22 protein-coding genes are annotated in these 21,927 nt (G+C 53.4%); 11 read left to right on the top strand and 11 right to left on the bottom strand.

What is annotated here, in order from left to right; genetic code table 11:
• Positions 1-226 precede the first annotated feature (226 nt).
• The 3 genes from AABA21_RS20845 to AABA21_RS20835 all read left to right on the top strand — a co-directional run bounded on the left by AABA21_RS20845 (position 227) and on the right by AABA21_RS20835 (position 4,112).
• Positions 227-772 (top strand): CvpA family protein, encoded by a 546-nt coding sequence (locus AABA21_RS20845; protein ID WP_338253395.1) that lies wholly within the window; start codon positions 227-229, stop codon positions 770-772.
• Positions 773-868: 96 nt separating this feature from the next.
• A complete protein-coding gene (hflX, locus tag AABA21_RS20840; RefSeq protein WP_338253394.1) occupies positions 869-2,197 on the top strand; it encodes a GTPase HflX in 1,329 nt (442 codons plus the stop codon).
• A gap of 286 nt (positions 2,198-2,483) precedes the next feature.
• Positions 2,484-4,112, top strand: coding sequence for a methyl-accepting chemotaxis protein (locus AABA21_RS20835; RefSeq protein ID WP_338253393.1), 1,629 nt, complete (start codon positions 2,484-2,486; stop codon positions 4,110-4,112).
• Between the two features lie 18 nt (positions 4,113-4,130).
• Here the strand turns inward: AABA21_RS20835 and AABA21_RS20830 are convergent, their stop codons facing one another.
• The 6 genes from AABA21_RS20830 to upp all read right to left on the bottom strand — a co-directional run bounded on the left by AABA21_RS20830 (position 4,131) and on the right by upp (position 7,870).
• A complete protein-coding gene (locus AABA21_RS20830; protein WP_338253391.1) occupies positions 4,131-4,382 on the bottom strand; it encodes a hypothetical protein in 252 nt (83 codons plus the stop codon).
• A 130-nt stretch (positions 4,383-4,512) separates the two neighbouring features.
• Positions 4,513-5,331, bottom strand: coding sequence for a M55 family metallopeptidase (locus AABA21_RS20825; RefSeq protein ID WP_338253389.1), 819 nt, complete (start codon positions 5,329-5,331; stop codon positions 4,513-4,515).
• 216 nt (positions 5,332-5,547) lie between these two features.
• Positions 5,548-5,946, bottom strand: coding sequence for a response regulator (locus AABA21_RS20820; RefSeq protein ID WP_338253387.1), 399 nt, complete (start codon positions 5,944-5,946; stop codon positions 5,548-5,550).
• A 182-nt stretch (positions 5,947-6,128) separates the two neighbouring features.
• On the bottom strand, positions 6,129-6,542 hold the full coding sequence (locus AABA21_RS20815) for a response regulator (protein WP_338253385.1): 414 nt from the start codon (positions 6,540-6,542) through the stop codon (positions 6,129-6,131).
• 169 nt (positions 6,543-6,711) lie between these two features.
• Positions 6,712-7,074 (bottom strand): hypothetical protein, encoded by a 363-nt coding sequence (locus tag AABA21_RS20810; protein WP_338253383.1) that lies wholly within the window; start codon positions 7,072-7,074, stop codon positions 6,712-6,714.
• Between the two features lie 127 nt (positions 7,075-7,201).
• A complete protein-coding gene (gene upp, locus AABA21_RS20805) occupies positions 7,202-7,870 on the bottom strand; it encodes a uracil phosphoribosyltransferase (RefSeq protein WP_420917203.1) in 669 nt (222 codons plus the stop codon).
• Positions 7,871-8,379: 509 nt separating this feature from the next.
• Between upp and AABA21_RS20800 the strand changes: the two genes are divergently transcribed.
• The 5 genes from AABA21_RS20800 to murJ all read left to right on the top strand — a co-directional run bounded on the left by AABA21_RS20800 (position 8,380) and on the right by murJ (position 12,934).
• On the top strand, positions 8,380-8,670 hold the full coding sequence (locus AABA21_RS20800) for a DUF503 domain-containing protein (RefSeq protein WP_338253379.1): 291 nt from the start codon (positions 8,380-8,382) through the stop codon (positions 8,668-8,670).
• Between the two features lie 13 nt (positions 8,671-8,683).
• Complete coding sequence (locus AABA21_RS20795) at positions 8,684-9,469, top strand: WecB/TagA/CpsF family glycosyltransferase (RefSeq protein WP_338253377.1); 786 nt, start codon at positions 8,684-8,686, stop codon at positions 9,467-9,469.
• The gene (locus AABA21_RS20790; RefSeq protein ID WP_338253375.1) at positions 9,459-10,487 is read left to right on the top strand and encodes a bifunctional heptose 7-phosphate kinase/heptose 1-phosphate adenyltransferase; all 1,029 of its coding nucleotides are present in this window, start codon (positions 9,459-9,461) and stop codon (positions 10,485-10,487) included. The genes AABA21_RS20795 and AABA21_RS20790 overlap by 11 nt, the downstream gene beginning before the upstream one ends.
• Entirely contained in the window at positions 10,480-11,004 is a 525-nt protein-coding gene (locus AABA21_RS20785; RefSeq protein ID WP_338253374.1) for an adenylyltransferase/cytidyltransferase family protein, read from the top strand. Before AABA21_RS20790 ends, AABA21_RS20785 begins: the two co-directional genes overlap by 8 nt.
• An 82-nt stretch (positions 11,005-11,086) precedes the next feature.
• Positions 11,087-12,934 carry a murein biosynthesis integral membrane protein MurJ gene (gene murJ, locus AABA21_RS20780; protein WP_338253372.1) on the top strand — a complete coding sequence of 616 codons (1,848 nt, stop codon included), beginning with the start codon at positions 11,087-11,089 and terminating at the stop codon, positions 12,932-12,934.
• Positions 12,935-12,994: 60 nt separating this feature from the next.
• Here murJ and AABA21_RS20775 read toward each other — a convergent pair whose 3' ends face one another.
• On the bottom strand, positions 12,995-13,834 hold the full coding sequence (locus AABA21_RS20775) for a PIG-L family deacetylase (RefSeq protein ID WP_338253370.1): 840 nt from the start codon (positions 13,832-13,834) through the stop codon (positions 12,995-12,997).
• Between the two features lie 368 nt (positions 13,835-14,202).
• Here AABA21_RS20775 and AABA21_RS20770 point away from each other — a divergent pair, with 368 nt between their 5' ends.
• A complete protein-coding gene (locus AABA21_RS20770; RefSeq protein ID WP_338253368.1) occupies positions 14,203-14,619 on the top strand; it encodes a response regulator in 417 nt (138 codons plus the stop codon).
• 400 nt (positions 14,620-15,019) lie between these two features.
• Positions 15,020-15,769 (top strand): phosphate signaling complex protein PhoU, encoded by a 750-nt coding sequence (gene phoU / locus AABA21_RS20765; RefSeq protein WP_338253366.1) that lies wholly within the window; start codon positions 15,020-15,022, stop codon positions 15,767-15,769.
• A 71-nt stretch (positions 15,770-15,840) separates the two neighbouring features.
• On the opposite strand, the gene AABA21_RS20760 is transcribed toward phoU, so the two are convergent.
• The gene (locus tag AABA21_RS20760; RefSeq protein WP_338253365.1) at positions 15,841-16,593 is read right to left on the bottom strand and encodes an SGNH/GDSL hydrolase family protein; all 753 of its coding nucleotides are present in this window, start codon (positions 16,591-16,593) and stop codon (positions 15,841-15,843) included.
• A gap of 254 nt (positions 16,594-16,847) precedes the next feature.
• On the opposite strand from AABA21_RS20760, the gene AABA21_RS20755 reads away from it, so the two are divergent.
• Positions 16,848-17,717: a phytanoyl-CoA dioxygenase family protein gene (locus AABA21_RS20755; RefSeq protein WP_338253364.1), complete on the top strand. Its 870-nt coding sequence runs from the start codon at positions 16,848-16,850 to the stop codon at positions 17,715-17,717.
• Positions 17,718-17,780: 63 nt separating this feature from the next.
• On the opposite strand, the gene AABA21_RS20750 is transcribed toward AABA21_RS20755, so the two are convergent.
• The 3 genes from AABA21_RS20750 to AABA21_RS20740 form a co-directional block, all read right to left on the bottom strand.
• Complete coding sequence (locus AABA21_RS20750; protein ID WP_338253363.1) at positions 17,781-19,226, bottom strand: NADP-dependent isocitrate dehydrogenase; 1,446 nt, start codon at positions 19,224-19,226, stop codon at positions 17,781-17,783.
• Between the two features lie 266 nt (positions 19,227-19,492).
• On the bottom strand, positions 19,493-20,068 hold the full coding sequence (locus AABA21_RS20745; protein ID WP_338253362.1) for a beta-class carbonic anhydrase: 576 nt from the start codon (positions 20,066-20,068) through the stop codon (positions 19,493-19,495).
• Positions 20,069-20,446: 378 nt separating this feature from the next.
• Positions 20,447-21,889: a galactokinase gene (locus AABA21_RS20740; protein ID WP_338253361.1), complete on the bottom strand. Its 1,443-nt coding sequence runs from the start codon at positions 21,887-21,889 to the stop codon at positions 20,447-20,449.
• Positions 21,890-21,927 lie beyond the last annotated feature (38 nt).

Genomic DNA, 21,927 nt, shown 5'->3' with positions numbered 1-21,927 from the left:
GCTGCAATCCATGCGCTATAGCGCATGGATTGCAGCACAACTAGAAAAAGAGATTGGGGGCGTCAGCGCCCCCACGCTGGCGGGCACGAAGATTCCAAATGGGGATGTGAGCTCCCTCACACCCCATTTGTTACCAACCTCCTACTCACGTTGTATCATTATGTATGATAATAGACTCATCCGTTCAACTGTAAAGTAAGTACTCATGGTCCGGGAGGATAAAGCGATGTCTCTCAGCTGGGTTGATATTCTCTTTCTTGCGACAGTCGCCCTGTTAGTCTTTAATGGTTTGCGCAATGGAGCCGTCTTTAGTTTAGTGAGTTTGCTTGGCATCCCTGTAGGTCTCTGGGTCGCATACACCTATGGTCCGCAGTTTACCCAGATGTTATCCTCCAATGGTATCTCGGCAACGCCCATCATCTCGTATATTGTGCTCTTCTTTGGGTGTGTTTTCGCAGTTCACATTGTCGGCAACTTTATTCGTGGCGCTGTCAAGAGCATCCCTCTTATCAGCCAGGGAGACACCTTGTTGGGTGGCGCGATCGGTTTTGTCGAGGCGTGGCTGCTCTGGCTCCTGTTGCTGATCGTGCTCGGCGCCTTCCTGGGTCACCTGCAAACCTCGCTGGTCCAGGGTGCCAGCGTAGTTCCCGGCGTGAACGTCCCCACCGGTCAATTACAAGGCTGGCACGACTTCTACAACCAGGCGGTCACCAATAGCTTGTTCGCCAAAGTGAATGGTCTGTTTGTAAAATCTTTGCCCAGCCTGCCGTAACTTCGTCTCTTGCGGACCGCATAAAACTTGCATTCTCATGGTCTAATTCATACAATACACAATAGCATGCTGTTTGTATTAGTAATAGACCGGAGGTTGATTACGGTAAAATCTGAACGTTTCATCGATACCGGTGTCAGTCGTGGACCTGAGCGTGCCTGTCTGGTAGCGGTCGAGGCGACAAATGCTGATAGCGTCTGGAGTGTCGAGGACTCGCTGAACGAGCTGACCGCGCTGGCCCACACGGCTGGGGCTGAAGTAGTCGGTACCCTGCGCCAGCGATTAGCACATCCTGATGTCGCGACATACCTGGGGAAAGGGCGCTTACAGGAACTTAGCGATCTGGAGAAGCAGCTCGATTGTGAACTGATCATCTTTGATGATGAGTTATCACCTACCCAGCAGCGCAACCTTGATAAAGCCCTGAACGCGCGTGTCATTGATCGTACGGCGTTGATTCTCGACATCTTTGCTCAACATGCCCGTACTCGTGAAGGTATTCTGCAGGTTGAACTGGCCCAGATGGAATATCGCCTGCCCCGGCTGAGTGGTCAGGATGTAGAATTTACCCGCCAGGCTGGTGGATCGCGGGGCGCCAGCGGTGGTGTAGGCGGCGCGATCGGTGTCCGTGGTCCCGGTGAAACCAAGCTAGAAATTGATCGGCGACGCATTCGCAGCCGGATCTCGGAACTTAAAGAAGAGATTGAGGATGTGCGCCGGCAGCGTGCCATTCACCGGCGGCAGCGCGAGGCCCAGGCCATGCCTGTCATCGCCGTGGTTGGCTATACCAACGCCGGCAAATCCACCCTCTTTAACGCACTGACCTCCGCCGGCGTAGTGGCTGAGAACATGTTGTTCGCCACTCTCGATCCGGTCACCCGCAACATTACCCTGCCCAACCACCAGGAGATCCTGGTAACAGATACCGTGGGTTTCATCCAGAAGCTGCCGACCAAGCTGATTGCGGCGTTTCGAGCTACCCTTGAAGAGGTGGTGGAGGCGGATATTCTGCTTGAGGTTGTGGATATCAGTCACGAGAACGCCATCGAGCAGAATGAAACCGTCACCGAGATCCTGGAGGAACTGGAGGCCGCCGACAAACCAAGGATAACGGCCCTGAACAAGGTAGACCTGGTGGATGATCCCGACGATATCGATACCAGCCTGTATCCCAATGCGGCCCCCGTATCAGCCCTCAAGAAGCAGGGATTGGACAGTCTGATGGAGACTCTTGCCCGCGTGATAGCGGAGAATATGGTAGTGATGGATGTGGTTATTCCGTATCGCAAAGGGGACCTGGTCGAGCTTTTCCATCGCCGGGGCAATATTGAAAAGGAAGAGCATCTGGAGGATGGGGTGCATATCGTGGGGCGTATCCATCGCGTGCTGCGTGGCTACTTTCTTCCCTATTCAATCGCCGAATAGCTTACCTGTCTGTATGCTCAAAATAGTGTGATGACGAGGTGCATGGGTACCGCCATGCACCTCGTCATCGCTGATCGCCGGCAGACCCTATCGATACTGACCTGGCTGGAAGGGCTATTATCTTGTCGATCAGGGGGTGGTATGCTATTCTGCTGAGTATAATTACTCTGATCCTGAGTTTGAAGAGGCGCATGTTATGTCAGAATGGAAACCGCAATCAAGATACCTCCGTGTCCGTATTACACCCCAGGGGCGTGATGCGGCTAGTGTTACGCAGGAGCATACTGTGACGCGTGAGTTACAATCGACCGTTAGCAACTCGTCCCCATCCGAAAAGGAGCGCTATATTCAACAGACCCGCGAGCTGGTACGACTTTGCAGCCTGTTGCGCGCCGACCTGGACCTCAATGACGTCCTGCAGCAGATTGTTGCCTCTACCGCGGCCTGCACCGGTTTCCGTATCTTAAACATCAACCTGCTAGACCAGAGCGGCAAAATGCTTTCTTCCGTGGCCTCGATTGGCTTATCGGAAGCCGATGCCCGCGCTTTGCGTGACAACCCTTTTCCTATTGAAGCATTCACAAATACGATGCGACCAGAATTTCTGATCAGTCAGAGCTATTTTATCCCTCATACTGTGTATAAAGAGACCCTATCCGAGATACCAGTTGTGATTGTTAAAGAAAAAGATGATGATACGTATCAACCGGGTCAATGGCATCCTGAAGATTTTCTTTCTGTTCCTCTGTACAGCCCACGGAAACAGGAATTGCTAGGCTATCTGTCTCTTGATGATCCAGAGGATGGTAAGGTGCCGACGGCGGAAGCCGTACAGGTGATAGAGCTATTCGCCAATCAGGCGGCGATCGCGATCGATAATGTGCGCATCTTTCAGGAGCGCGAGGCGGAACATCGTGCATTGGAGTCGGCCGTATCGGCTTTAAATGAGGAGATTCAACTGCTCGCGCAGGGCGATATGCGCTCGCGCATCTCTTCGCAACATCCACGTCTGCAACCGATCGCCGATACGCTCAATTCGACTGTTGAGAGTATCGGTGCCATTCTGCATGATATGCGTGGAGTGGCCCAGGCGGTCGATGCCCATGTGCAGAACGTGCAGCAAAACTCTGAGTTACTGGTGCATGACACCCATGTCCAGGAGGTGCAGATCGATCAGATCTCGCGCACCATCAATGACTTCGCGCAGATGATGAGCCGCATCTCCGAACGGGCGGCTAATCTTTCGAAGACGGCTATCGATGGAGTTGATGTTACCAATGAGGCGCAGACCGCTGTGGACCGCACCGCCGAGGGGATGGGACTGGTACGCGAGGCCACCCTGCAATCGGCTCGCATGATGAAGCAGCTCAGTGAGAGCGGTCAGGAGATCAACGAGACCGTCGCAGGCTTGAATGATTTGACCATGCGCATGCATCTGCTGGCTCTCAATGCCGCCATCGAAGCGACGCGTGCCGGCGAAAACGGGCAGGGCTTTACGGTTATCGCGCAGGAGATTCGCACGCTGGCGATGAGTAGCTCTGAAATCGCGCGCACGGTGAGCTCCTATATTCTTACTATTCAGCAAGAGACAACCAAGGCTTCACAGAGCGTGGAGCAGAGTACCCAGGAAGTGGTCAAGCAGACGGAACTGGTCATGCAGACGGGGGTGGCGTTGGACGCGATTGGGGTGGTAACAGATCAACTCACGCACCTGATCGATGGCATCTGCGCAACCGCTGAGAGCCAATCGCAGGGCTCTCAAATGGCGGTTAGCGCTATCGCTGAAATCTTGCGTATGACGGGTGATGTCACCCGCCATATGCGTGAAATGCAACAATCTACGAATCGTCTGTCTGAATTTACGGACGCGTTACGTTCTCGGCTGGCACTGATTCGTTTACGTGATGAGCGATAGGGCCGCGCCGTCAAGCTTCTAGCAACGATGGCCCCGTTGACGCGCCTCTGTATAGGCGCTCTGGGCCTCGCTTGTTCTGCCCATCTGCTCCAGTACCTGCCCCTTATGGTAATATAAAGCGGCCGCGCGCGGTGCCAGGAAGATGGCCTGCTCATAAGCACTTAAAGCGGTTTCCGGCGCATCGGGGTCAACCACATCAAATGTATTGGTAATTGAAAAAATTGATGAATAGCTCTCATCCATATATTGTGAGTGAGCAGAGCTTTGCATGGCTGCCCTTCCTTTTTCTTGTACTCTGTGGCAATCTATTTGAATAACTCGCATGTCTTATCTTAAAGAATATTCTGTTTAAGGGTGCTTAAACCGGGTGGCCTTCCCCAATAGTCCCAGGTCTGCCATATTAGTGTCTATACCAGAAGTGGTCCCAGGCTTCCCAGAATGTATCAGCGGTCGCTGACACCATGCGCGGACCCTCGATACGAACCCCCTCGCGTCCGATAAAGCTGCTGGCGCGCTCCGGGGTGGCCAGTTCAACGCGGAACGTCACCGGGCCCGCGACCTTATAGGGTTTGGGCCAGTTGGCCCTCTGACTCAGAGCCTGCGCCACGCGCATCTCGATCAGGGAACAGGCATCCTGGGGCGCCAGGTTTCTGGCTGTATAGCGTCCAAGCCCCTGTTTAACCTGGGCGGTCACGATCTCCTCACCCAGCAGTGCCTTGACCTCGCGGCAGGTCGCTTCATCGCCGGAAGCGAAAATGGCCGGTACATCCCAGCAGCCTGCGATGGCGGCCAGAATGCCGCTCTCCCCCACCAGGGTGTCGTTAATCCAGGCGTTGTGCCATTCCTCGGTTGAAACGGTATGGCAGAGCACCCCGTCTGGGGTACCGGCCATGGCATGGGCGCCTACAAAAAGGACGGCATCACAACCTTTTTCAAAGGCTTCAATATAACGAGCCCACGGATAGCCAAATACATATTCCGCGCCTGCTTCCAACTGCGATGGTAGGAAGCTTTTAAAGCTATAGGCTCCCCCGGCTCCATGACAATCGACTACCACCACTTCAGTTGCCCCGGCCGCTCGTGCCCCCCGTACGGCCGCGTTCATCTCATCGGTGTAGAGTTTGCGACATTCTTCATACAGGGCTGTTCCGGCGTTAACCTGATCCCATGTCTCAATACAAGAAATGCCTTCCATATCACAGAAAATGACAACGCGCATGTATACTCTCTTTCCAACCTGCCAGGGTAACTATCTTCGCTTCCTTTTCCCCCCTGTTTATTACTCGTATCATACTCCTATCCGTTCTACTGATAAAACAGACATAGTACTTTATGCCTCATTACCTCCTATCCACCAGGCTAGCTACATAAAAGCTACACAAAAGGAGACGCCAGGTAAGTAACTGCTTACCTGGCGTCTCCTTTTGTGTAGCTTTTATGCACTTAGTATTTTTTCAATCTCTTGTAAGAGGTCGTCCAACTCGAATGGCTTTTCTATATATGGTAGGCGCAGTATGTCCAATTCCTTTTCGGAAAAGTTTGCGCTCATAAATAAAACAGGTGTATTTTCCAATCCCTCTGTTGTGTGTAGAAGATTGTATAATTCGAGGCCATCCATACCAGGAAGTTGGTAGTCTAGCAGGAACATATCCGGCTTACGTTGACGGATCGCGTTCAACGCTTTAAAGGCATCGACAACTAGAAATGCCTGGTAGGGGGTTTCTTGCTGAATCGCATGAACAATAAACTCGCCAATATCTAAATCGTCTTCAACCACAAGGAGGGTTTTTATTGCAACGGCATCTTTAGTGCCTGAGGTTGGTTTGTCTGACATATGTTCCAACTCCTGTTTCAACCACTGGATAAATAGAGTCATATTAGGTACGCGGATGAAGGGTATCCCGTTTCACGTTATATAAAATTCAGGCATCTTCGGCGGAAACGATGGAGATATACAAAAAGTGCGGAACCTATGGCAATCGGCGGCAAAACGTTTTGGTCACCTGGATGTGAATTCTAATGGGGGGAGTCGGGCGTGTCAGACAGCTTTACCACTTTTTCAATGGTTTTTAGTAATTCATCCAATTCAAATGGTTTCTCTAAGAAAAGCACATTGCTCTGTTTAATATCCTCTTTTTCAGTACTGGCACTCAGAAAAATAGTGGGAATGTTTTTCAGCCCTGCTTGCTGGTGGAGTTGCTGATAAAGTTCAAAGCCATTAATGCCTGGTGGTAAAAAATAATCAAGTATAAAGAGATCCGGCGTCATCTTCTGAACCACCTCTAGCGCCTCCTCCGCGTTGGCGGCCAGGATTGGCGTATAGATCGTCTCCTGCGAAATCACCAGGGAGAGGAATTCCCCATTGTTAGGATCATCCTCAACGATCAATATCTTCTTTGGTGGCTGTATGGCTGTTGATTGCTGGGTCATGGTCGGAACTCCTTATAGCCATGAGCGGTTTAAGGTACTGGTACGCCTGTCTTTATTATACAAAATACATCCATATTTACGGGTCTTTTCATGCGATGCGTGTGTTTCGGTAGACCCGGAGGCGTTATGGCTATACTACTTACTTACTTATGAATAATAGCATATTTGCTTACCAGCGACGTTTGCGTTTCCTCTGTCTTACCCGTGGCTCTTCATATTCACGATAGAGGCGTTTCCCTATCTTCCAACCAAAGTAGCCGCAAATAATCACGGCCAGCAGTGCAACCACAAACATCACGACGCGAATTGTCGTGCTCAAACTGCTGTGGAGCACGCCCGCCAGAGGATCTGCGTAGAAACGGCCAAAGAGGGCCACACTCAAACTGAGCAGCATACCGACCATGGTCCCCAGGCAGCAGCCAAGGGGCCCGCCATTGGTTTCTCCCTGAGCTTCTGGTGGTAGCTGTGACTGTGGAGAAGGAGGGGCGGGAGGTGGTGTGGTCTGTGATTCTGTCTCCCCTTCAGGGGGCAAGTCCCCCCCCTGCCGGCTGTGGGGGCCGGGTTTCGTGAGCAGAATCTTCTGACGAAAAAGAATCAGACGGCGTAGACACAGAAATTAATCCTTTATATCTAGCAGAACGGCTAATAGAGCAGCCGAACTAGAAGGTTCCAAACTGGCGATCTCCGGCATCGCCCAGCCCTGGAACAATATAACCCATATCATTGAGCGACTCATCGAGTGCCGCGACATAAATATCGATATCGGGATGAGCCTGGGCCAGTCTCTGTAGCCCGTAGGGAGCGGCGATAATGCCCAGATACGAGAGGCGTGGAATGCCCCGGCGCTTAAGAATATTGATCGCGTCGATGGCTGAACCACCCGTTGCCAGCATTGGATCTACCGCGTAGACAACCTGTAGATCTACCTGGTGTGGCAGGCGATTATAGTATTCCATGGCCTGCAACGTTTCCTCGTCGCGGCGCAAACCCAGATGCCAGACCTGCACATCCGGGATAACCTGGCGAAAGCCCTCGGCCAGTCCAAGGCCCGCCCGCAGGATGGGTGTTACCCCGATGCCACCGGCCAGACGATAGCCAGTGGTACTCTGCAATGGCGTCTCGATCTCGCTTTTCTCCAGAGCCAGATTCTCTGTTGCCTCATAAGCCAGCAGCGACCCGATCTCCTTCACCAGCTGATAAAACTGCGGGGGTGGTGTATTCTTATTGCGTAACAGGGTCATCTTATGTGCCATCACAGGATGAGACGAAATATGGACCCGAGGCAGCTTCAAAACCTCATCGCGCGTCGGCTGCGGCACCCCCTGCATCGGCAATTTCGACTTCCCACCTTGTGGACTCGTTCCTAGCATGTCTCTACCCTCATCATAAATCATATAAACTTTACTAAGAATTGTATCAGAGTTGAGTAGACGCGTCGAGTCTACCATTATTCCTCCCCCGTCACAGCAGCAGGGGACGGCAGTCCCTTACAGGGATAGGTTTTTCAGGGGCTGTGCCCCTGGACCCCCTCATGCCGCCCTGCGGGCGGCGGGGAATGGGGGAGGCGTTGGGGGCACAGCCCCCAAACCCCCAGTCAAGGGGCTCGCCGCCCCTTGTATCCCCGCTTATCTGCTAAAAAACCTATACTTGAAATGACGGCAGCCCCCCTGCCGGGGTGCGGGCAAGTATGCTGGGGGCATGATCAAGTCCCCAAGGCTCCCTTTTCTCCCCTCGCGCCGCAGGCGCGAGTGAGCTTCGGAAGAGCGCGCATGGCGCCCCAATAGTCCATAGGTCAAGTAAAAGAGAAAGACAGCCCTGCATATGCTATACTACACGCATGGTTATAGCTGCAGCTGAAATAACATTGCATTTGCCGGAATGTCACTCATTAAAAGATAAACGGCAAATTATAAAATCTATCATGGCCCGTGTACACAACAAGTTTGAGGTCTCGATTGCTGAAGTTGGGGACAACGACCTCTGGCAGAGCGCCAAAATTGGACTGAGCCACGTTAGTAACAGTAGTCAGCTCGCTGACGAGCTCTTATCCCATATCAGGCGCTACATTGAGGAGACACGGCCCGATATTATGGTTTCTGCTTTTGAGAAAGAAGTGATTCACTGGTAAATCTATGGTACAAATGCTCAATACAAGACCGTCTGATGTACCACCACCCGTTTATATATTGGGGGTGCGTGTAGATCGCCTCACCCAACGCCAGGTGCTCGCTTACCTGGAGCAGATACTCTCTTCCGCCCATGCCAGTCCAACACCGCCTCCCTGCCAGCAAATCATCACCGTCAATCCCGAGTTTGTGATGGCGGCCCGGAAAAATCCGCTTTTCCGCACCTGTATCAACCAGGCCGCCCTTGTGATGGCGGACGGCATTGGTATTGTGCTGGCGGCCCGCTTCTTGCGCCAGCCAACGCCTGAGCGGGTCACTGGCGTCGATACCCTGCGCGAACTGGCCAGATTATGCGCGGAACAGGGATACCGCATGTTCTTACTGGGGGCCGCGCCAGGCGTGGCTGAGATCGCCGGGGAGCGCCTGCGGAACCTTTATCCTGATTTGCAGATCGCTGGCAGCTACGCGGGCTCACCATCTGTAGAAGAGGAGCAGGACATCCTTGAGCGTATCCGTGCCGCGCGTGCCGACGTTGTATGTGTCGCCTATGGCGCGCCCGCCCAGGATCTCTGGATATATCGCAACCTCGCTCGCCTGCCGGTAGCATTGGCTATGGGCGTCGGTGGCTCCTTTGATTTTTTAGCCGGAAGACAGCGCCGGGCCCCTCTCTGGATGCGTAAGAGTGGACTTGAATGGCTGTATCGCCTCTATCGCGAACCATGGCGCTGGCGACGAATGTTAGCGCTACCTCTATTTGTATTGCATGTGGTATTGAAAGGGCGTAATTCCCATGACGCTTGACACCCCTACCTCTATCCCCACCGCCAGCGCACTGAGCTCGCTGATTCGCGCCTTCGCGGGCAAGCGTGTACTGGTGATTGGAGATATGGTATCTGACGAATATATCATCGGCAACCCCGCGCGCATCTCGCGCGAGGCTCCGGTTCTCATATTAGACCTGACCGAAGAGCGTATCGTTCCGGGGGGAGCCTGTAACGTCGCGGTCAATACGCGCTCGCTGGGCTCTGATACCCTGCTGGCCGGTGTGGTAGGCGACGACATCGCGGGCCGCAAGCTGCGTGAAGCCATCGCTACCTGGAACATGAATCAGGACGGTGTGGTCTCCGATAGGGACCGTCCCACCTCAACCAAGACGCGCATTCTGGCTGGTAGCCCGCAGATTGTGCAGCAGCATATCGTGCGCGTCGATCGCGTCGATACGTCCGATATCAGCTCCACCAGTAAGAGTCAGATCATCGACTACATCGGGCGTGTCCTGCCCACCATCGATGCCGTCGTGTTATCGGATTATGCCAATGGTGTGATTAGCCCCGAAATCATCGAGAACTGCGTCCCCACGGCCCGATCCCTGAACAAGGTAGTGGTGGTGGACTCGCATGGATCATTCTCGCGCTTCCAGGGCGTGACCGCGTTGACGCCGAATCAGCCCGAGGCTGAAGCCGAGGTAGGGATCACCATTCGTACTCAGGCAGAATTAAATGAGGTCGGGCGACGTTTATTAGAGAGAAGCAACGCGCAGGGTGTATTGATCACCCGTGGTAGCGAGGGAATGAGCCTGTTTGAGATGGGCAAAACACCCTTACACCTGCCCATCTATCCACATACCTTTAGCAGCGAGATCGTAGATACCAATGGCGCGGGCGACACGGTTGCCGCCACGTTCACCCTTGCTCTGACCGCCGGCGCCAGTATGGCGGAGGCGGCCTACCTGGCTAATGCCGCGGCCTCACTGGTCGTACGCCGCATGGGCTGCGCCAGCAATACACCTGATGAACTGATGGGAATTCTACATGAGTAAAACTATTCAAGAGTTGGCACAAAACAAGATTTTAACGCGTACAGAACTGGCCGAGGAGGTCAGACGACGCCAGCAGGCGGGTGAGCGCTGCGTCTTTACCAATGGCTGCTTTGATCTCTTACACCTTGGCCACATCCGCTACCTTCAGGAAGCGCGCGAACTGGGTGATTTCCTGGTACTGGGCCTGAACAGCGACGAGAGCGTACGCCGCTTCAAAAGCCCCACCCGTCCCCTGGTCTCCGAAGGCGAGCGGGCGGAAATTCTGGCGGCCCTATCCTGTATCGATTATGTGACGATTTTTCCTGAAACGACCGCGGAGGCGCTGATCGATCTCCTGCGGCCGGATATTTATGTCAAGGGCGCGGACTACGCCGGGGCGCTGAATGGTCAGCCAGATACGACGCGTCTGCCCGAAGCAAAGCACGTCATGGCGTATAACGGTGAAATCCGGCTTATCCCTTATCTACCACATCACTCGACCACAGAGTTGATCGCGAAAATTAAGCGTTTGCCATAGGGGTTATGGTTGGTTGGGGGGTACTCTAATTATGCGTGAAGCTCCATTATTTTTGTGTATGGATCTATGAGGAGCAATTTTTATGGCAAAAGATTCTATCAATGAAAAAATACTCTCATCTCAAAATGATCAAAATGCTGATTCAATAGAGGCGGTGCCAAGGGTGCTGGGCGGACGGAATGGAGATTCTGAGGCTACGATGGAGGTTATAGAGTCCACGCCCGTTGCTCCTCAGGATGACGACGTGGCGTCTGCCGCGTCCGAAAGCACGATAGCGGAAGAGCAGGCAGAGGCCGTTCCCCCCAGCGCGGGAGAGGTAAAGAGCGATCGCAGGGAACTGGTCAAGTCGGCCTCGCTGGTCGCTCTAGGCAACCTGGGTAGTAGCTTGCTGGGCATGCTGCGGCAGAGCTTCGTCGCCTCTACCGGCCCCGGCATTTCAGGACCCTTTCTTGCCTCACTCTCGCCGGCGCAGAAGTTCAATGATTTTATCGTCAATGGATCAGTGCCGGGAGCATTGATCCCTACTTTCAATGATTATGCCGAGGATCGGGAAGGTTTACGGCGGCTGGTCTTTACCATCGTCAACCTGGTCTTGATCATCATGACGATTTCATCAGTGGGCTACTTTTTTGTAGCCCCCTGGTTTACTAATATGGTCCTCGCTGCCGGTTTCCATGCGCAGGAGAAGCTGTTGACGCTGCAATATACGCGCATCGTCTTCTTCTCGTTGCTGGCATTGGGGCCCTTCGCCGTTCTGCAGGCCGCGCTCTACGCTCAAAAGGAGTTTGGCTGGACCGCCTTCGCGGCTGCCGCCTATCACGCAGGTATTATCGCGGGTGCTATCTTCACGGCCGTGGCGGGTGATCACTTATTTGGTCTGGGACATTATGGGCTGGCCTTTGGCGTCATCCTGGGTACGGTTGGCGAGATCGTATTGTTGATCCCGGCCATGCGCAATCAGCGTATGCGCTATATGTTTGTGCTCGATCTCAAGCATCCAGCGCTGCGCCATATCTTGAAGCTCTATGCCCCGGTTGCTTTTAGCTTCTTCTTTTCGGCCTGCGTGGCTTTTCTGGACCAATTTTTGACTACCCTGACGCCCTGTATGGAGGTGATGCGGCAGGCTAAAAGCTGTGGTGATGCGAACCTGTCCGCTATGAACTTCGCCACCCTGCTCATTCAATTTCCAGGTGGACTCGTTGCTTCGGCGCTCTCGTTTGCGGTGTTGCCCACCCTGACTACGTATATGCGCGAAGGAGACATAGAGCGCTTCAAAAGCACTCTGTTGCTCGGTTTCCGATTGGGCCTGCTGTTAATGATCCCCGCCGCTGCTGGCTTGATCGTCTTGAAACTGCCCATTGTCACCTTGCTATTCCGGCACGGCAACTTTTCGCCGGCTCAGGCGGTCGTGACCGCGGCGGTTCTGCAGAACTTTTCCTATCAGTTGCCATTTATCGCCATTGATCAGTTGCTCATCTCGGCCTTTTACGCGCGCAAGAACACCATTATCCCCGTCGCGGTACTGGTGCTCAGCGTCATGGGCTACCTGGCGGTCGCGCTGCCGTTCTGGAACACCGTCGGTGTACCAGTGATGGCCCTTGCCAATACCGTGCAGAATACCCTGCATCCATTGATCCTCTTGTTGATTCTCTGGAAGACGATTGGATCGCTGCATCTGCGCGGCATTCTGCCGGCGTTGCTGAAGATGCTGGTGGCGACCGCTGTGATGGTTGCTGTGGCCTGGGGACTCCAGCTTGGCCTGGGATATCTCCACCTGTTCGCCTCATCATCTTTTATCAGCAGCCTGGTGACGGTGATTATCGCTGGCGGTATCGGGGCCATCGTCTACTTTGCGCTGGTGATTGTCTTTAAAGTAGAAGAGGTATCGATGCTGAAAGGGGCCGTCCTGGCCAAACTGGGCAAGAAATAAGCGATCGAGCATATAAAAAACCTCTCCAGTCGGAGAGGTTTTTTTGTGCTCATCTTCCTATCAGGGGACATGGGCAAACAGATCATTCTCACCCACGTTGTCGTTGCCCACGCGCGAGGTGGCCAGTTGAAAGTATTCGGAACTGCGCCACTTGCGCTGTAGCTCGCGCGGCAAACGAATAATGGGGAGCACAGAATCTACCTCGCTGCGATGCATATCCCACGAGCGTTTCTTCTCTTGCTGCCAGTTCTCAACATCCAGTAGGACGCTGATCTGATTATCGTCGAAGCCCGAATGCTCAAGGTCCAGATTTTTGAATACATTGTCAAAGGCCTGATCTTGAATCCACTCGGACATCATCAACACCTGGCGGCGCGAGTATGATGTATAGTACAGCTTGCAAGCGGAATAGCCGGGGCCCATCTCGGGATAGAGATCGTTATCGGCCGCGGCATGAAAGGCTCCAATGGTGTACTTATAGATGGCGATGTGATCCGGGTGACCATAGCCACCGGATTCATCAAACGTCACAATGACCTGTGGTTGAAATTCGCGGATGATCTTAACTATCTTGCCAATTACTTCGGCTGCATTGGCATTGACTAGCGCCTGGGGATGCTGATTGGCGGGTGTATCTGGCATCCCTGAGTCACGATACCCTAGAAACCATAGATGTTGGACATTGAGTACACGGGCGGCCTCACGCATCTCCTCCTCACGAATCTCGCCAAGGTTGTTTGGTGCGGTCAGGATCGGGTCGGAAGATTCTCCGACTTCCCCACGCGTAGCATAGACAAGGCCGGTCTCAACACCTAGTTCCTGATATTTCAGCAGAGCGCCGCTGATAAGTCCCTCGTCATCGGGGTGGGCAAAAACGCCAAGTAGTCTTTTCGTTGACATGGTTTTTGTTCCTTTTTCTACTGCCTGCCTTGTGGATGGAACCTTTCTGCTAATGTAGCATGCGCTAAGAATGACTGTCAATTCCGCTGCTTCTCAGATGCCTACGAGCCTAGAGAACGTAAGTATCCTCACCCTCTTATTTATATTGCTGCTATGTATCATGCTTATATAGTAAAAAAAGATTATATCATTTTAGATGTAGTTGTTTGGATTCATGATTGTTTTGAATAGATTATTAATGCATATCGATTTGCTTATCAGAGCCGCATTTCTTTCAACCTGTAGGGCCGCGAGGATGCCGTGTTACCAATAAATTCCGTAAGGCGTGTTAAGTTCATCAGAAAAGTAATAGGAAAGGCTGTATACTGATGATGAAAGATGCAAAGAGGAGAGTATTGGTCATTAACGATACTGAGGCTATCCTTGATCTGTTTCGTTTCCTGTTAGAGGAAGAAGGTTTTGAGGTGTTTCTGTCATCGTATCCAATGCAAAAGACGCAGGAGATTGAGAATATCCGACCTGACCTTATTATTCTCGACTTTATTTATGGGAATCAAAAGAGCGGCTGGCAGATGTTACAGATGCTCAAAATGTATCGCCCCACTTCCCATATTCCCATTATTATCTGCACTACCGCCATAGATGAAGTACAGGAACAGGAAGGTTATCTATCAGCGCAGGGAGTGAACGTTGTCTATAAGCCCTTTGACATAGATTCCCTCTTGTTAACCGTAACACATGCATTTAAAACCAGCTCTTCAGCTCTCCATAACAGAGATATGTAAAGATGCTTTTCAAGTATGAGATTTTTTATCTGTTTAGACTGCATGGAAGGGCATTTTATGCGCATTGCATGATACACTATAGTTTGTAAAGTCTTATCCCTAAAGAATAGAATGTGATGTTAGACTATGACTCTACCATTCCTCGGATAAATATGCTACACTATGCTTAGTGTGCAAATTTATGTGTAGATTAGAGTATTGCGTGCATCTAAAGTCCTCTTTAACGCAAAAATTTGTGCTATTTTTAGCTATCGTTAATAATGGCTGGAATTGATGACGTATCGATTGAATATTTGATTTGTTCCTTTCAATTAAAAGGGATTGTAGCTGGCTACGAGTAAGTGATGTTTTCGATTGCTTGTGATAGCATTGCCAATAAGAACCGAGTGAGGAGAGTTGAATGGCACGATCAACATTAGATAGAGAATTGCAGGAGTTGGATTCTCAGATTCAACGTTTAGGCGCCCTCGTTGATGAGGCATTAGATAAATCTCTGCAGGCCCTCGCGACTGGTGATCTCGCCCAGGCGGGCATGGTCATCGAGGCTGATTCAACAATTGACGGCTTACGTAAGACGGTAGAGGAGCATGCTATTCGTCTGTTAACGATGCAGCAACCTCTCGGTGGTCGTGATCTGCGCTATCTAACGTCGGCGCTGGCTATTGCCGGTGATCTGGAACGTACGGGTGATGGAGCGGCCGGGATCGCCCAGATCCTCCTGCGTATGGCGCCCCTGCGTAGCGGTGATGGAATTGTAAGTACCGCGACCGCCGGTGATACCCAGGTTTCTGAGGCCACGGCTCTACGCGGCATCCTTGAACTGGGTCGAGAGGCGCGTCGCGTCTTGCAGGGAACCATGAAGGCGGTGGCTGAGCGCGATGCGAAGGCGGCCCGCTACATCTGGGAAGAGGACGACGTGGTGGATGTGCGCTATCACCTGGTGCGCCACGATCTGATGGCCATGATGGCCGGCGGCCATGCCATTCCTACGTTGCAGAATGACTCCAAGGCTTTGCAGCGTGTCACCTACCTCTTATGGATCGCCCACAAGCTGGAGCGCGTCGCAGACCACTGCACCAATGTCTGTGAACGTCTGGTCTTTACCGTTGAAGGCGAAAACGAAATTATCGCCTCTTCAGAGAAGCAATAATTAGAGCAAACGCATAGAGCGGCAGATGCCCCGGGACGTCTGCCGCTCTATGGGTTTGCTCTATACAATAATCAGGATTTGATGGCCTGCCAGAAGAGATTTGAGAGCTGTACATAGCCGGCGGCGCTGGGATGGAAGCCGTCGCCACTGATATACTCAGGGTGTGAGGTGAGCAGGCTATTTTCAGCAGTAAGGTCAACCAGCGTAACGCCATATTTATGCGCCAGGCTGGCAATGCTGGCATTCCAGCGCTGGATCTGGGACCGCATCTGTGTTTTCTGTGCGGCGCTGTTACGCGCGAAAGCAGGGAGGCGCGTCAGATCTGGCAGGTTGGCCATAACCATGCGGGCCTGGGTCTGTGAGTGCAACTGCTGGAGCATGGAATCAAGATCGTGCATATAGTCATTGTAAGGGACCCCGGCAATAAAGTCGTTGGTGACCAGCCAGATCGTAATCAGCTGCGGATCGGTGTTCAGGGCCAATGGAAGCTCTTTGGTCAACGCTTCATGCAGGTGGATCCCGCTGACGCCCAGGTTAATCATGTGCGATCCCCTGGGCAGGCGGTCAGAAATCAAAGGGACATAGCCCTGGGATCCTGGCTGCTGACTTCCTACCCCGACCGCGTCTGAAGCTCCGAGCGCGACATATACCAGCGGCCCGTTGAGAAGCTTTGTACTGGCAACTGTGGTAGCTGTAGGGGTAGTAGCTGGCTGCTTGGTTTTAGCTGGACTGCTGGAGCCACCACAGGCGCTCAAAAATAGCATAAAGGCGCAGACCAGGATCAGCAAGAAACTGGTCGAATTTTTATAGGTATGGGTCTGCATATAAATATTCACTTTTTTCTGGCAATGACTAATACGAAGGCAATAACGTCTCCATTGTACCATACGACAGTATATCGCAACATGACATACAATGATACTTTTTGAGTTGATGGACAGGCTGTCTCATGAGAATGCAGCCATGATACTCGTTGATCGCGCCTGACAAAAGATGGTATGCTCTATACATACATGTAAAAGAAGCTATTGGCTTTCTATTTTGTAGAAGTCGCTATTTACAAAAGTAAGGTACTACGATGGGACTTAATGTACTATCTTCAGCGCAGGTAGATCAATTTATCGAGTGTGGCTATGCGGTTGTCGAGGAAGCTTTCCCCCGTAAGCAGGCCTTGAAGGCTCAGGAATATCTCTGGCAGAGGTTGGCGGAACGCGACGGTGTGCGCAAGGACGATCCGACCACCTGGACGAGGCCGATGATACGCATCAACGAAAACTACAATGATTCCGTCTTCCAGCAATGTGCTACCGAGCGCCTGGCGGGCGCGATGGATGATCTTCTCAATAGCGGCAGGCGGCGCACGAATACTTCTGGATGGGGATGGTGGCCGGTTAACTTTGCGGCCGGTGCGGATAAGCCGTGGGATGTTCCTGCCACCGGGTGGCATTGGGACGGTATTCATTTTCGTCACTTTGTTGATAGTCCTGAGCAGGGATTGCTAACTCTCTGTATCTTTTCAGAGGTGGGGCCGCATGGGGGAGGTACTGTGGTCGCGGAGGGCTCACATAAGCTGGTGGCGCGGTTTCTTCAACAACATCCTGAAGGCCTGGAGCTAAATGAGGCCATCGGAATGTGCGCCTCCACCCATCCCTGGTTGGCGGAACTGACTGGGAAGACGCAGACTATCCAGAACCGCATCGCATATTTTATGGAGCAAACCGTTCACGATGATGGCGCGGATCTGCGTGTAGTTGATACGACAGGCGCGCCCGGCGATGTGATCCTCTGCCATCCATTTTTGTATCACGCATCATCGCAAAATCATTCTGGCGTGCCGCGTTTTATGTGCAATCGCACAGCACCATTGAAAGAGCGTTTGAATTTACAGCGCGGCGACAGTGATTATTCTCCGCTCGAAATAAGCATTCGCAACGCCATCTTCGCATGATCGGTCAAAAAGAGGGGACAGGGCCGATCAACCCTGTCCCCTCTTTTGATGTCTTTTTGACGCTTAAGCGCCGGAAACGGATGAGTAGCCGGGCTGTCCATCAAAGTCGTAGAGGTTCTCGATTTTGATGAAGTCCAGGCCGCTCTCACTGATGCGCTGGAGCAACGAAGTGATCTGAGCGTGGTTGATGGTGCCGTTGCCCAGGAAGCGGCTGCGCCAGTGGTCGGTCGTAAAGGTCTCGGGGAGACCATTGGGCCAGACGCGCGCTCCACGGTTGGTGATCAGCTTCAATTCGAGGCCATCACCGTTGGCCTGCCGCAGAAGGCTGGCCAGCTTCTCGGTATCATGCTCGTCCCAATCCAGGAAGACATCTACGCCAACCAACTCTTTCTTGCTCACGATGCGCTGGCGCTCGATCTGCTCACGGCTTTCCTGTTTGGGAGCGGAAACATAGTGCACCGCCTTCAGGGTCCGAGGCTCCTGTCCCAGGCGCGCAATCACGGCCTCGGCAAATTCTCTCGTGCCAACCTTCTGCTTGCTGACGCCTTCTTCAAAGATGTCGTAGGTATGGATACCATCCTCCATCGTGCGCAGCCAGGCGTTGTGCACGCGGGTCGCGACCTCAGGCTGATCGATATGGACCAGCATCATCACCGCGGCCAGCAGCAGGCCAGAAGGATTGGCCAGGTTCTGTCCGGCGCGACGGGGAGCTGAACCATGGATAGCCTCGAACATCGCGCACTGCTCACCGATGTTGGCCGAGCCGGCGAGTCCAACCGAGCCGGCGATCTGAGCCGCCACGTCAGACAGGATATCACCATACAGGTTTGGCATCACCACCACGTCGAAGGCCTCAGGGGTATCGGCCAGCTTGGCGGAACCGATATCGACGATCCAGCTCTCATTCTCGATATCGGGATACTCTTTGGCGATCTCGTCAAAGACCTTGTGGAAGAGGCCATCGGTAATCTTCATGATGTTGTCTTTCATGAAGCAGGTGACTTTTTTGCGATTATTGGCGCGCGCATATTCAAAGGCGTAGCGAATGATCCTCTCTGAGCCGGGACGGCTGATCAGCTTCAGCGACTCCATCATGTCATTCGTCTGGCGATACTCGATACCGGTGTACGTATCCTCTTCATTTTCACGAATGATTACCACATCCATGACAGGATGCTTGGTATCGACAAATGGATGATAGGAGACGCAGGGACGGACGTTGGCGTAGAGGCCGAAGGTGGTGCGTGTTGTCACGTTCAGGCTCTTATAGCCTCCGCCCTGTGGCGTAGTGATAGGAGCTTTGAGGAAGACCTTGGTGCGGCGCAGCGATTCCCACGCGCTGGGCTCGATACCGGCGCTGATGCCACGTAGATAGACCTTTTCACCAACTTCGATGGTTTCAGGATCAATCTGGGCGCCCGCCGCCTCGATAATATGGAGGGTCGCATCCATAATTTCAGGCCCGATACCATCACCGTGGGCCACTGTAATTGGTGTCTTGTTTGCCATTCGTTTAGGAGTCCTTTCTCCGCCTGACCGCCCCTCATATGCAAAGGAGCGGAGTATAAGGTTTGGAACATAATAAAGAGCACGTACTTTCACCTATGGACTCTTGCAGTACGTGACTCCTGAAATAACCCCGGGTAATCATGGCACAGGGGTCAGTGATTACCCGCATTGTACCACATGCGAAAAATACACAGTTTTTGTGTGTGGTGGTGCAACAGGGGCGCATCCGCGCCCCTGTTGCACCACCACACACAAAAAGATGAAATTTACGCCTTCGCTTTACTTCCATCGTCGACAACGGTTAATTTGCCTGTATTGATGTCGATGACAAGTCCATAAACTGGAATCTGGGGCAAGAAGGGGCTCTGGCGAATAACGTCAACCACTTCTTGTACATTGAGATGTACATCCTTAAAGGCACCGATCCAGTCAACCAGCCCATTGGCATCCTTAAGGTTGTATTGCTGGATCAATTGTTGTGGATCGACTCCCTGCGCCTGCATAGATGACGTCAGAGCCGTCGGGTCGACTTTCGAGAGGCCGCATTCGGTGTGTCCGACCACGAAGACCTGGCGTACCCCCAGCAAGTAGACGCCACCGGCCAGAGAACGGATCAGATCGTTGTCCGCCGTAGCGCGTTCGGGTGATGAGATAGTGGCGCCAGCCGTGCGCAGTTCCAGCACATCACCGCGCTCCAGACCCAGGGCGGGCTCAAACATGTTGACCAGGCGACAATCCATACACGTAACTACCGCCGTATGTTTGCTCGGAGCATGTCCAACGTGGGGCAGCGTTGTTTGCTGAAGGAATCGCTCATTGTGAGCTAAAATATCTTGAAGCATCAAAGTCACTTTCCTTATTTATCTTTATCGGAAAAACAGCATTGCAATTTGACGGCCTCAGTTTAACATGTACATTGTACCGTGTACAAGTAGGTGCCGGGCCCGCCCCGGCTTGCGATCCCATCCCATAGTGCTTTGTCAAACTTCGTTTGATAAATTGTTCGCCCGCTACGCGGGCGAGAAGGAGAAAGAATGGGCGGGGACTTGAGCATGCTCCCAGCATGCTCGTCCGCACCCCGGCAGGAGGGCTAGCCGCCCTCCTGCACCTCCCGATTGAGGAGCGCAGAGGGTTCGCTGCTCTCCTGCACCTCCCGATTGAGGAGCGCAGAGGGCGCGCGGCTCCTTCGGAGAGCTTCAGGTCGGTGCGACCCCGGCCGGTTAACCATGGCGCAACTCACGGGTACCCCAGGCGGAGGCGCCGGGTGATGAGCCGCGCAGAATGGTGGTTTTTAAGCCTGTTTCGTGCTCGTAGCGTGTCGCCAATCTCTGAATCTGTTCGTCGGCATGGAGGCGGGCCAGGATGGCCACGGTGCCGCCGCTGCCGCCACCGGTGATCTTGGCCCCATAGAGTCCGGAGGCGGTTCCAGCCTCGCGCACCAGCTCAACCAGGCGATCGGTACCGCTCGAGCCCAATCCACAGGCGCTGTAGCTGACATGGGATTGATACATCAGCTCTCCCAGCAGGCTTAACTGCTCATCGCTGGCGGAGCTGTCCTGTAAAAGGGCACGGAAGAGCCGTACGCGGTGATGCTCATAGATAGGATGGGCCGTTGGCTGGCGTACTGCGTAGTTGTGGTCGGGATCGATGCGTGTGACGGCATCCGTAGTGCCTCCATAGCGTGCCAGAAAGTCCGCCCCCTGGATGGTCAGAGGAAGCTGATCGCGGTAGCGGCTTTCCCACAGCGAGGGGGTGATATTGGCCAGGTAGCCCTGCCAGTCGGGATCATCGATCGCGACGGTTGTGTCGGTCTGTGCAGTAGCGGAAAAGCCACGCAGGCCGGCGATCATGCGGTAGCCCATAAAGGCGCCGATGCGTACCGAGCCATAGTCCGCGCCAGAAACGGAGTGACGCACCCCTGAGTCTATGCCCCAGATCTCAACATTCTCGGGCAGCGGTACCGATCCCTGTAGCTCCGCGGGCTGACAGAGCAGGGCCAGCAGGCTATTGTCCTCGCCGCAGGCCGCCGTCATCTGGTCCATTACGCCACAGGGGGCGCCCACGATCAGATTCTCGACCCTCTGGCATAGAATCGCCATCTCGCGTCCACTGATTTGCAGTTGATAATGTGCGTTGAGGGCCTGCATTACCGCGACCTCCAGGGCGGCCGAAGAGCTGACCCCTTTGCCGATGGGGACCTCGCAGTGGATCATGATGCGCAGGCCGCCGCTCAGGTTCAACTGCCGTTCCCGCTGCAAAATGACTACCACGCCGATAACATAGGCCGCCCACGAGGTCGCTGGATCGCTATTGAGCAGGAGCCGGGCTTCATTATAGTCAAGTGGCTTGTCGTCACGTTGTAGACTGCTGAGCGGCAGACTGACCATGGACTGCCCCGAAATTTCGCTGGCCGCCGTGCTGCAGACTGTGATGCTTGGATCATCAGTAGGTTGGATGGCGGCCAGGGTCGCTACCGCCAGCGGCATCTCAAGCACCAGCGAGCCGGAGTAATCGGCGATGCCTCCCATCAGATCCAGGCGACCGGGGGCGCGCGCTACCAGGAGCGGCTTATCTGGCGCGAAGAAATCTGTCTCCTGGGTGTTGAGTTGTGTCAGCAGACGTTCTATATCTGTGGCGGACTGGCCCGACTGATAATGCCACATAGAGGAGTGACTCCTTTCATTGCCCATTTGTTAAGCCG

It is taken from the genome of Dictyobacter halimunensis (assembly GCF_036245075.1).
Note: the sequence above shows the minus strand (reverse complement) of the source record. Positions and strands in the feature narration are given on the sequence as shown.